The sequence below is a fragment of the Azospirillum sp. genome, from assembly GCF_035627195.1.
In the GTDB taxonomy this organism is placed as follows: domain Bacteria; phylum Pseudomonadota; class Alphaproteobacteria; order Azospirillales; family Azospirillaceae; genus Azospirillum.
The window spans coordinates 1-9,975 of record NZ_DASPMG010000452.1 but is presented as its reverse complement, the minus strand read 5'-3'; the positions used below and the strand labels follow the sequence as shown (position 1 = coordinate 9,975).

Sequence of the window (9,975 nt, the reverse complement as noted above, 5' to 3'; positions counted from 1 at the left end):
GCGGGCACAACAGGGGCCTGGCCGGAAAACCGGCCGGATGGCGCGTCGGGAGATCGGGAATGGCATTCGCGGAACGCAAGCTCTTCGTGGAGCGCTGGGTCCAGGCGCCGCTCAAGGTGGCGTCGGTCACGCCGAGCGGGGCGCTGCTGTGCCGGACCATGGCCGAGGCCGCGGGCGCCGCACCCGGCCGCCGCGTCATCGAGCTGGGACCGGGCACCGGGCCGATCACCACGGCGCTGCTCGCCGCCGGGGTGGCGCGTGACGACCTGCTGCTGGTCGAACTGGACGAGATCTTCGCCAAGCACCTGCACGGCCGCTATCCGGGCGTGAAGGTGGTGCAGGGCGATGCCCGGCAGCTGCGGCGCCTTGCCGCGCATCAGGGCTGGCACGGCTGCGACGCGGTGGTGTCGGGCCTGCCGCTGATGGCGCTGTCGGTGCCCACCCAGTTCCGCATCGCCGCCGGCGCCTTCCAGGCCATGGGGGCGAACGGCGTGTTCGTGCAGCTGACCTATGGCCCGTTCTCGCCGCTCAACCCGGTGCTGCTGCGCCGGCTGGGCCTGGTGGCGCGGCGTTACCGCTGGATCGCCCGCAACCTGCCGCCGGCATCGGTGTGGGTCTACCGGCGACAATCGGTCGCGCCGCGGCGCTGAGCGGTTGACGGTTCCGCAACCGCGCTCCATGTGCTGGGCATGACGCACAAGCCACAGCCCTACCACCGGCCGGCACTGCTGTTCCTGGCCAAGCATCTCGCCGCCGGCGTCATCGCCGGCGTGGTGTTCTGCACGGCCATGCTGTGGTTCGACGTCGCCGGGCTGGGCACGCTGCTGCTCGGCTCCGACAGCGTGGTGGTCGGGCTCTACCTGTTCTTCGGCTCGGTCTGCATCACCTTCGGCAGCGTCGCCATGGGCGTGGGCATCATGGGCCTGGGCGACCACGCGGACCACCCGGACCGGGAGTATTGAGGCCCGGAGTATTGAGGGCGAGAACGTGGCCTTACAGATAGGCCGCGCGGCGCCGCGTCTTGGCGTTTTCCCAGGCCCATTCGACCACGAGGCTCATCAGCCGCTCGATGGTCGGGCGCACCTGCATCGCGAGGTCGTCGCGGAAGCGGAACGGCGGTGCCTCGTCCATGTAGGTGCTCTGGGTAAGTTCCAGCTGCACGGCGTGGATGCCATCCGCCGGGCGGCCGTAGGCGCGCGTGATGTACCCGCCCTTGAAGCGGCCGTTCAGCACGGACGTGAACTTGTCGGTGACGCTCAGCACGTTCATCAGGCGGGACGGCAGCGCGGGGGCAGCACTGGCGCCGTCGGCGGTGCCGACGTTGAAGTCGGTCAGGCGGCCCGGGAAGAAGCGCGGCACTTCCGAGCGGATGGAGTGCGCCTCGAACAGCACGGCGACGCCGAAGCGGTCGCGCAGCACCTCCAGTTCGGCGCGCAGCTGCTCGTGGTAAGGGCGCCAGTACAGGTCGATGCGGCGCCGCACCTCGGCCTCGTCCGGCTCCTGGCCCTGTTTGTAGACGGGCTCTCGGTCGAAGGTGGTGAGGGGGCACAGCTCGGTGTTGTCCGCGCCCTGGTAGAGCGCGGCGCCGGCCGGGTCGCGGTTGAGGTCGACGACGTAGCGCGACAGCGTCGCCTTCATGAAGCCGACGCCCAGCGCCGGGGCGAAATGGTAGAGGCGGTCGACGTGCCAGTCGGTGTCCGGTACCGCGAGCGCGGTGTCGGTCATGGTTCCCGCGATGTCGGGCGGGATCGCCGTGCCGACGTGCGGGATGCTGAGCAGAACCGGCGTTTCGCCCGGCTGAAAGCGGAAAGTTTCCATGGGTCCGATCAGGGATTCTGCGCACGTCCGTATGCCGCAACGCAGCAAATATGCGCCGAGTTTCCCTATGCGTCAAACCACTTTGCGGGTTTCCGACCCGTCCTGCCTAAAGATTGGGCTCAGGTTTGGGCGACATCGTCGTCGCCGTCCACCCCTTCGCTCTCGGCGACGTGGTCGACCATGTCGGACAGCACGCGGCGGATGTGTTCGTCGGTGATCAGGTAGAAAACGCGGTTGCCGCGCCTCTCCGCCTGGATCAGGCGCCCGGCCCGCAGAAGGCGCAGGTGGTGGCTGACCAGCGACGGCGACAGGCCGAGTGCGGACGCCATGTCGCCGACCGAAATGGGCGTCTCCAGGCAGGCGAGGATGATGCGCAGCCGGCTGGGGTCGCTCATCAGGCGGAACATGTCCGCGAGTTCCGTCGTCTGGTCCTCCGTCAGGCGGAGGTGGGCCGGCTTCTGCGAAAGCGCGCGGTGCATGCGGTGCTCGATTCCCTGATGACTGCCGAGGGCAGGAATATGGACCTTCACGGCGCCGCCGCCCATGGCCGTGTTCGTGCTTTTCATCGCGGATGCCGCTTTTCCCATGGGGCGGATGCCGCGTTTCGCAGTGGGGATGTGATTTTTTGCGAGGTTGACGCGGGCGTGGCGTTTGGGAACAATTCGCGCCAAACAAGAACCGTCGCCGGACGGCATGACGCTCGACCTTGAGGGGAGGAACGCCATGAGGACGCGCCGACAGGTGCTGTTGCCGCTGGCGTTGGCGCCGGTTGCCGGATGGGCCGTGTGGTCGTCCGGATCGGCGGAGCCGACGCACCCGTTCTCGCGATTTCATTTGCCGCTGGGAGACGCGACCGCGCTGTGGCGCGATCTTGCCCAGGTGCGCCTGAACGGTCCCATCTCCGGCCCTGAGTTTCCGGCCAGGGTGGCGGGGCTGGAGGGGAAGACCGTGGCGCTGTGCGGCTTCATGATCCCGTTGGCCGAGGGGGCGGCGCACAGCCGCTTCATTCTGGCCGCCAACCCGGTGGGCTGTGCGGCCTGCGAGAATCCCGGCCCGGCCACCATGCTGCACGTCCACGTCCGGAACCCGGTGCGTGAAACCCGCGAGCCGGTGGTGGTGACCGGCACGTTGCGGATCAAGCCCAACGAGGGCCTGTTCTACCGCCTGGAGCGTGCCGAACTGCGCGACGCGTAAGCCGTCGGGCTTTCGCCGCGCTCAACCGCTCGACTGCTCAGCTGCCCGGCGGCGAACCGTCAGTCGAACAGAAGGCCGTGGCCGCGCGCCGGAAGCGGCGTGGCGCCGGCCACGGAGGCGACGAGGTCGCCCAGGCCGACGAAGCGCCGGTCGAAGCGGGCCATCAGCAGCCCGTCGGTGCGCGCCGTGACCGGGGTGCGGGCGCCGGCCGGATCGGCGGCCGTGGGGTCGACGATGTCGGCGACGATCTCGCCGGCCCGCACCGGATCGCCCACGCGGCGGCGGAAGGCGAGGACGCCGGACACCGGCGCCGTCAGCCGGTCCAGCCCGGCGAGCGGCGTCGCCTCGCAGGACGGTGGCGGCGGTGGGCCGGCGTCGCCGGCGACGACGCCCCGGCGGATGAGGACACGCAGCAGCGCCTGGGCGTCGGCGGCGGCCTGGGCGTCGTCGACGTCGGCCTTGCCGCGCAATTCGACGGTGGCGGCGAGGCAGGCGGGCGGGACCGGGGTGGAATCGCCGAGGCGCTCGGCCAACAGCCACCAGGGGGCGGAACAGGCTTCGTCGAACGGGTGCCCGCCCGATTAGCGGGCCAGCAGCACGGCGCGGCAGCCCAGTTCGGCGGCGATGTCGGCGGCGTCCGGCCACAGCGCGTCGCCGGTGTACAGGTGCATCACCGCTTCGTTGTCGCAGTGCAGGTCGAGGACGAGGTCGGCGTCGAGCGCCAGGCCGAGCAGGGCGTGGCGCAGCGCGCCCACTTCGCCGGTGGGGTGATGCGCCGCGTGCGCGGCGCGCAGGGCCTCGCGGATGAGCGGTACGTTGGCGGCGGGGTCCGGGCCAAGGCGATCGCGCAGAAGCGCCTCCGTGCCCGGCACGAGATCGGGGAAGCCGCGGTTGAAATTGCCGTCGCCGTCCAGGCCATGGCGGCCGACGTGCGTTCCCGCCACCACCTGCGCGAGGCCCACCGGGTTGGCGACCGGCACCACGACCACCTCGCCCGTCACCGGCGCGTGGTCGAGCAGGCGCAGCAGATGATGGGCGACCAGCATGCCCGGCGTCTCGTCGGCGTGCAGTGCCGCCTGGATGTAGGCCTTCGGCCGGGCGCCGGGCGTGCCGTAGCGGTGCACGGCCAGCGCGCGCCGGGTGCCGAGGCGGGTGACGGGCAGGGCGATCTGTTCGACGGTTCGCGGCATGCGGGCCTCCTTCACGGACGAGCTTAACCCCGGACGGGTTCCAACGGCCACCGGCGCTTGCTAGGGTGTTTCGGGACAGGATCGTCCGGAAATTCTCGCAGGGGTGGCGGTGCCGCGCGTGCTTGCCCTGGTCGCAGCGGTGGTGCTGTACGGCGTCCTCAGCTGGCCGGCGCCGCCGGAGGTGCGCGTGGTGGAGGTGGCCATCGCCGCCCTTCTGGTGGCTGCGGCCGGCATCGCGCGGCCGTGGGCGGTGGTGTCCGGGCATGCGCTCCACCGGCCCGGCGCGCCGCCGTGGGAGGCCACGGCCGTCATGGCCTTCGCGGCGCTTCTCTGGCCGCCGCTGGCACGCGGGCTGGCGCTGGGCGCGGGGATGGCCGACGTGCTGCGCGACGTGGTGCCGTTGATCTACCTGTTCCTGCCTGTGCTGCTGGTGCCGGTGCTGCGGCGGGCGGGACCGCGTGCGGCCACGGCGTTGGCAATGGCGCTGGCGGCGGCGGGCGTGCTGTTCGCGCTGCGCTGGTGGCGGCAGGCGGACTGGGGGTTCGGCGCCGTGGGGGCGCGGGCCATGTCCGACGGGGCGCGGTACTACCTGAACGCGCCCTCGGTGCTGTTCGCCGGCATCGCCTTGCCTCTGGCGTCGCTAGGGCTGGCGGCGCGGGGCGGGCTCTGGCGGTGGGGGATGGCCCTGCTGCTGCTGGTGCCGGCGGCGCTGTGCCTGGGGGCGTTGGCCGGCGCGGTGCATCGCATGGCGTTGGGGATGGCGGTGCTGGCCTTCGCGGCGGCGGGAGCGTGGTGGCTGCGCCGACGGCCGTGGCTGGTGCTGGGTTGGGCGGCCGCGGCGCTGGCCGCGACGCTGCTGTCGGACGGCCTGCTGACCGGCGCCGTGCAGCAGGTGGCGGAGAAGAGCCGGTTGACCGGCGCCAACACGCGGTTCGAGGAGGCGGCGGCGGTGGTGGAACTGGTGGGCGGTTCTCCCTGGTCGCTGCTGATCGGGGAGGGGTGGGGAGCGCTGATCGCCAACCCGGCCGTCGGTGGCTGGCGGGTGTCGTACACCCACACGCTGCTCAGCTACGTGCTGTTGAAGGCGGGGTTGCTGGGGTTGGCGGCGCTGCTCGCGTACCTGCTGAGCTTGGTGCCGGCGGCGCTGATCCTGCTGCGCGGCAGCCCGCCGATGGCCTGGGCGGTGCTGCCGCCGCTGGCGATGTCCCTGGGCCTGCACACCAGCTTCAAGTACCTGGATTGCGGGCTGCTGCTGACGCTGCTGGTGCTGGCGGGCGAGGATGCCTCCAGGAAATCCGCGGATATGGGGTAGCGGGTTGGCGTTGCGCGCGCGGTGAGGGTATTGCATACTTTTTGATGCAACCTGCCGTGCGGAGGGGCCGTGCCGGAGCAGCCGTCCATCCTGTTCGTCAACCGCGTGTTCCCGCCGGACCGCGGTGCCACCGGCCGCGTGCTGGCCGATCTGGCGGAGCGCGCGACGGCCAGAGGCTGGCGGGTGACGGTGCTGGCCGACGGCGCCGGAGAGGCGATCGTTCGGCGCGGCGTGCGCGTGGTGCGCACCGGGGCGGGGGCGGACCGGCCGTGGGCACGCGGCTATCTGGCGGCGCTGGCGCGGCTGGTGGCGCGCGGGCTGACGCTGCCGCGCCACGACGTTGTGGTCACCATGACCGACCCGCCGTTCCTGGCGCTGGCCGGGCCGTTGCTGTCGGCGCGGCACGGGGCGGCGCTGCACTGGTGCCATGACCTCTTTCCGGCGCTGCTGCCGGTGCTGGGCGTGCGGCTGCCCGCGCCGTTGGCCGGCGCGCTGGATGCGGCGATGGGCTTGGCGCTGCGGCGGCACGGCGCGGTGGTGGCGATCGGCCGCTGCATGGCCGCGCGGCTGGCCGAACTGGGCGTGGCGCGGGAGCGGCTGTCCGTCGTCCCGAACTGGGCGGACCCGCAGATCCGGCCGTTGCCGCGCGAGGGCAACCCCCTGCGCCGGGAGCTGGGGTTGGGCGGGCGGTTCACCGTCGCCTACGCCGGCAACATGGGGCTGGCGCATCCGATGGACAGCGTGCTGGACGCCGCCGCAGCCCTGCCCGAGGCGGCGTTCCTGCTGGTGGGCGAGGGACGCGGCCGGGACGCGGTGGCGCGGGCGGTTCGCGCGCGGGGACTCGCGAACGTGCACGTCCTGCCGTTCCAGCCGCCGGGCCGGCTGGGCGAGACGCTGGCGGCGGCCGACGTGCACCTTGCCAGCATGGATGTGCGCGCCGAGGGGATGCTGGTTCCGTGCAAGGTGGCGGGCGTGCTGGCGGCCGGGCGCCCCTGCCTGTTCCTCGGCCCCGCCGGGTGCGAGGCGGCGCGGCGCGTGGTGGAGCACGAATGCGGCATGATGCTCGACCCGCGGGATGGAGCGGGGCTGGCGGCGGCCATTCGCGGCTATGCCGCCGATCCGGAACGCCGCGCCGCCGAAGGTGCTCGCGCGCTGCGTGCCGCCGGACTGTGGGGCGCCGATATGGCGGCCGAGCGCTTCCTGGCCGTGGCCGCGGCGCTGCGGCGGCCGGCCATGGACCCGGTCCGGGTCGCGCCGATGCCGGAACGGCCGCGTGGCTGACGGCGGGCAGACACTGCCGGGGATCCGGTCGTCGGCCGCGCGGGATCCGGTCTCGCTGCTGCTCGCCGGATGGCGGGTGATCGCCGGGTGCGCGCTGGCGGGGCTGGTCGTCGCCATTCTCGGCCTGCGGATGGTGACGGCCGAGTACACGGCCAGCATGGTGGTGGGCCCGACGGCCCGCACCGGCTTCGCCGGCATGGGGCCGCGGGTGCCCGTCGCGGGGCCGGAGCTTGCCGCCGGCATGGCCGAGCATGGCGCCGGGGACGAGACGCTGTCGGACTTCGCGCGCTTCCTGGAGCTGTTGGGTTCGGCGCCGGTCGCGGCGCGGCTGGCCGGCGATCCGGCGCTGCTGCGCCGGCTGTTCCCGGAGCGCTGGGACGTGGCAGCCGGGGAATGGCGGCCGCCGCCGGGATTGGCGGCCGGGGCGAAGCGCCTGTTGCTGGCGGTCGCCGGACGCGAGGACTGGGTGGAGCCCGACGCGGTCGAGGCGGCGCGGCGGCTGCGCGACCACGTGCTGGTGGCGACCGTCGGCACCGGGCCGATGCGACGCATCGTGGTCCGGCACGCGGACCGCGCCTTCGCGCTGGACCTCCTGGGGCGGCTGGCGGCGGCCACCGATGCGCACCTCCGGGCGGAGGCGGCGCGGCGCAGCGCCGCGCAGGTCGCCTACATCCGCGCCCAACTCGCCCGCGTCACGATGGCCGAGCACCGGCGCACGCTGACCGAACTGCTGGCCGAGCAGGAGCGGGTAGCGATGCTGATCGAGGTCGACCTGCCCTTTGCGGCCGATCCCATCGAGCCGCCGACGGCCGCGCGCCTGCCGGACTGGCCCGACCCGAAGGTCGTGCTGCCGCTGGGGCTGGTGGTCGGCACGGCGCTGGGCATGCTGCTGGTCAATGTTCGCGCATGGCGCCGCCGGTGATCCCCGTTTCGGCCGTCGTCATGACCCGCGACGAGGCGGTCAACCTGCCCGCCTGCCTGGCGGCCCTGGAGCGCTTCGCGCAGGTCTTCGTCGTGGATTCCGCCAGCACCGACGGCACGGTGGAGATCGCCGCCGCGCACGGCGCCACGGTTGTGTCGTTCCGATGGGACGGCGGCTATCCGAAGAAGAAGCAGTGGTGTCTGGACCACCTGCCGTTCGCCGCGGACTGGGTGCTGTTCGTCGACGCGGACGAGCGGCTGACCGATGCGCTGGTGGCGGAGATCGCCGCGTTGATGGCGCGGGGGCCGCGGCACGCCGGCTATTACGTGGACGGGCGACCGGTGTTCCTGGGCCGCGAGCTGCGTTTCGGGGCGCGCAACCGCAAGTTGGCGCTGCTCGACCGGCGTCGGGCGCGCTTCCCCGTCGTGCCGGACCTTGACGTCGCGCGCATGTGGGAGGTGGAGGGGCACTACCAGCCCGACGTCGACGGCACGGTGGGCCGGCTGCGCGCCCCGCTGCGGCACGCCGACGGCAAGCCGCCGGCGGCGTGGTTCGACCGGCACAACCGCTACTCCGACTGGGAAGCGGCGCTGCGCGCCGACGGGCGCATGGACGCGCTGATCGCGCGGGAGCGCGGCGGGCGGCGTCGGCTGAAGCGCGTGCTTGCCGCCCTGCCGTTGCGTCCCCTGGCGGTCTTCCTGCACGGCTATGTGCTGCGCCTGGGCTTTCTCGACGGCGCCGCCGGATTTCACCACGCGCTGGCGCGCGCGTTCTACCACTGGCAGATCGACGTGAAAGTCCGGGCGCTGCGCGTCAGTCCGCCGCCGCCGGGACGTGGTCCCGCTCGCCGCCCAGCGCCTTGACGAGGTCGAAGGTGCGCTTGCGCACCGACGGGTCGGCGATGCGGTAGTAGGCGCGCACCAGCTCCAGCGTCTCGCGCCGGGCCATCGACTCGAACTCGTCGGTCTCGGTCATGGGGGCCGCGGCGGCGCTCGGCACGTCGTCGGCGGCGGGCATGTCGTCGAAGAAGAAGCTGACCGGCACGCCCAGCACCTGGGACAGGTTGAACAGGCGGCTGGCGCTGATGCGGTTCGAGCCGCGCTCGTACTTCTGCAGCTGCTGGAAGGTGATGCCCACGGCCTCGCCCAGTTTTTCCTGGCTCAGGCCCAGCAGCGTGCGCCGCAAACGCAGACGCGCGCCGACATGGATGTCGATCGGGTTCGGGCCTTCGCCGCGCTTGGAGAGCGTGTGGGCGGAGGCAAGCTTGGTCTTGGTTGCGGTCATGGCGGCCCTCGGCTCTATGCGGTTGGCCTTGCCAGGGGCAGGGCTGAAACCCGTCTTCGTCACAAAATTTATACAACCTAATGTGAGTATCAACCACTTATCAACCGGACCGGGGGTGTGCGTGAATAAAAGAAACGGTCTTTCCGCGTGCGGAAACGTCCTTTCTCGTAAAGCGGCGGTAGATATCGCCGAACCATTGCAAACACTGCCTGGACACCGGATATTGCTGCGCAGGACAGAAAACCGAGGCCCATCAGTTCGCGCCGGATGACGGTCTGTTCGCGCCGGCCCAGTGCAGCCCGGCGTTGTGACAGGCCGCCCGCGACGAAGACACACAAGGGTTGTGGCAGCCGCACCACCCGCCGGGCGCGGGCCAGCGCCTGGAGGGTGAAGGCGTAGTCGGCGCCGATGGCGAATCGGGTCTGGTAACGCAGGCCGGCCACCAGGGCACGCCGGTAGACCATCGCCTGATGGTGCGTGAACATGCCGTAGAAGGCGTAGCGGTGGGAGCGCGCCGGCTTCAGCACCGTGCGTCCGTCGCCCAGCCGTTCCAGCGCGTCGCCGTACAGGAAGTCGGCGTCGGGGGCGGCGCCCAGTGCGGCGGCGACGGTGGCCAGGGTGTCCGGGCCGGGCAGCGTGTCGCCGGCGTTGAGGAACAGAAGGAAGTCCCCCGACGCGTGTTCCAGCGCCACGTTCATGGCGTCGTAGGTGCCGCCGTCGGGGGCCGAGCGCCACCACGCCGGCTCGTCGGCGTGCGCGGCCAGCCAGCCGGCCGTGCCGTCGGTGGAGGCGCCGTCCACCACGATCCATTCGAAATCCCGCCAGGACTGCGCGCACAGGCTGGCGCGCGTGGCGAGCAGGCCGGGCAGGTCGTCCCGCACCACGGTGACGACGGACAGCCGCGGCGCCGTCATCGCCCGATCACCGAGATGGAGGCGGCGGTGATGGCGAGGCTGCCGAGGATGCCGCCCAGG

General features: G+C 72.3%; 13 protein-coding genes. 7 read left to right on the top strand and 6 right to left on the bottom strand.

The window, feature by feature from the left end:
* Positions 1 to 59 precede the first annotated feature (59 nt).
* Both VED21_RS38635 and VED21_RS38630 read left to right on the top strand, forming a co-directional pair.
* Positions 60 to 650, top strand: coding sequence for a ribose ABC transporter permease (locus tag VED21_RS38635; protein WP_324891821.1), 591 nt, complete (start codon positions 60 to 62; stop codon positions 648 to 650).
* Positions 651 to 689: 39 nt separating this feature from the next.
* A complete protein-coding gene (locus VED21_RS38630) occupies positions 690 to 962 on the top strand; it encodes a hypothetical protein (RefSeq protein ID WP_324891819.1) in 273 nt (90 codons plus the stop codon).
* A gap of 31 nt (positions 963 to 993) precedes the next feature.
* Here VED21_RS38630 and hutG read toward each other — a convergent pair whose 3' ends face one another.
* A complete protein-coding gene (gene hutG, locus VED21_RS38625; protein ID WP_324891817.1) occupies positions 994 to 1,818 on the bottom strand; it encodes an N-formylglutamate deformylase in 825 nt (274 codons plus the stop codon).
* Between the two features lie 119 nt (positions 1,819 to 1,937).
* On the bottom strand, positions 1,938 to 2,384 hold the full coding sequence (locus VED21_RS38620) for a metalloregulator ArsR/SmtB family transcription factor (protein WP_324891816.1): 447 nt from the start codon (positions 2,382 to 2,384) through the stop codon (positions 1,938 to 1,940).
* 157 nt (positions 2,385 to 2,541) lie between these two features.
* Here VED21_RS38620 and VED21_RS38615 point away from each other — a divergent pair, with 157 nt between their 5' ends.
* A complete protein-coding gene (locus tag VED21_RS38615) occupies positions 2,542 to 3,012 on the top strand; it encodes a DUF3299 domain-containing protein (protein WP_324891814.1) in 471 nt (156 codons plus the stop codon).
* A 59-nt stretch (positions 3,013 to 3,071) separates the two neighbouring features.
* Here VED21_RS38615 and VED21_RS38610 read toward each other — a convergent pair whose 3' ends face one another.
* Positions 3,072 to 3,545: a succinylglutamate desuccinylase/aspartoacylase domain-containing protein gene (locus VED21_RS38610; protein WP_324891812.1), complete on the bottom strand. Its 474-nt coding sequence runs from the start codon at positions 3,543 to 3,545 to the stop codon at positions 3,072 to 3,074.
* A gap of 48 nt (positions 3,546 to 3,593) precedes the next feature.
* The gene (locus tag VED21_RS38605) at positions 3,594 to 4,202 is read right to left on the bottom strand and encodes a succinylglutamate desuccinylase/aspartoacylase domain-containing protein (protein WP_324891810.1); all 609 of its coding nucleotides are present in this window, start codon (positions 4,200 to 4,202) and stop codon (positions 3,594 to 3,596) included.
* Positions 4,203 to 4,320: 118 nt separating this feature from the next.
* Between VED21_RS38605 and VED21_RS38600 the strand changes: the two genes are divergently transcribed.
* The 4 genes from VED21_RS38600 (at position 4,321) to VED21_RS38585 (ending at position 8,580) form a co-directional block, all read left to right on the top strand.
* Complete coding sequence (locus VED21_RS38600; protein ID WP_324891808.1) at positions 4,321 to 5,514, top strand: hypothetical protein; 1,194 nt, start codon at positions 4,321 to 4,323, stop codon at positions 5,512 to 5,514.
* A 69-nt stretch (positions 5,515 to 5,583) separates the two neighbouring features.
* Positions 5,584 to 6,795 (top strand): glycosyltransferase family 4 protein, encoded by a 1,212-nt coding sequence (locus VED21_RS38595; protein ID WP_324891806.1) that lies wholly within the window; start codon positions 5,584 to 5,586, stop codon positions 6,793 to 6,795.
* Positions 6,788 to 7,717: a hypothetical protein gene (locus VED21_RS38590; RefSeq protein ID WP_324891804.1), complete on the top strand. Its 930-nt coding sequence runs from the start codon at positions 6,788 to 6,790 to the stop codon at positions 7,715 to 7,717. Before VED21_RS38595 ends, VED21_RS38590 begins: the two co-directional genes overlap by 8 nt.
* Positions 7,702 to 8,580 (top strand): glycosyltransferase family 2 protein, encoded by an 879-nt coding sequence (locus VED21_RS38585; protein ID WP_324891802.1) that lies wholly within the window; start codon positions 7,702 to 7,704, stop codon positions 8,578 to 8,580. The genes VED21_RS38590 and VED21_RS38585 overlap by 16 nt, the downstream gene beginning before the upstream one ends.
* Here the strand turns inward: VED21_RS38585 and VED21_RS38580 are convergent.
* A complete protein-coding gene (locus tag VED21_RS38580) occupies positions 8,531 to 9,001 on the bottom strand; it encodes a helix-turn-helix transcriptional regulator (protein ID WP_324891800.1) in 471 nt (156 codons plus the stop codon). The two genes, VED21_RS38585 and VED21_RS38580, sit on opposite strands and share 50 nt — an antisense overlap.
* 89 nt (positions 9,002 to 9,090) lie before the next feature.
* A complete protein-coding gene (locus VED21_RS38575) occupies positions 9,091 to 9,915 on the bottom strand; it encodes a glycosyltransferase (RefSeq protein ID WP_324891798.1) in 825 nt (274 codons plus the stop codon).
* Between the last annotated feature and the right edge of the window lie 60 nt (positions 9,916 to 9,975).

Bases quoted from the DNA above. Each gene is read 5' to 3' on its own strand.
- VED21_RS38615 (WP_324891814.1), top strand. From the start codon at position 2,542: ATGAGGACGCGCCGACAGGTGCTGTTGCCGCTGGCGTTGGCGCCGGTT.
- VED21_RS38575 (WP_324891798.1), bottom strand. From the start codon at position 9,915: ATGACGGCGCCGCGGCTGTCCGTCGTCACCGTGGTGCGGGACGACCTG.
- VED21_RS38585 (WP_324891802.1), top strand. From the start codon at position 7,702: ATGGCGCCGCCGGTGATCCCCGTTTCGGCCGTCGTCATGACCCGCGAC.
- VED21_RS38620 (WP_324891816.1), bottom strand. From the start codon at position 2,384: ATGAAAAGCACGAACACGGCCATGGGCGGCGGCGCCGTGAAGGTCCAT.
- VED21_RS38605 (WP_324891810.1), bottom strand. From the start codon at position 4,202: ATGCCGCGAACCGTCGAACAGATCGCCCTGCCCGTCACCCGCCTCGGC.
- VED21_RS38630 (WP_324891819.1), top strand. From the start codon at position 690: ATGACGCACAAGCCACAGCCCTACCACCGGCCGGCACTGCTGTTCCTG.
- VED21_RS38635 (WP_324891821.1), top strand. From the start codon at position 60: ATGGCATTCGCGGAACGCAAGCTCTTCGTGGAGCGCTGGGTCCAGGCG.
- hutG (WP_324891817.1), bottom strand. From the start codon at position 1,818: ATGGAAACTTTCCGCTTTCAGCCGGGCGAAACGCCGGTTCTGCTCAGC.
- VED21_RS38580 (WP_324891800.1), bottom strand. From the start codon at position 9,001: ATGACCGCAACCAAGACCAAGCTTGCCTCCGCCCACACGCTCTCCAAG.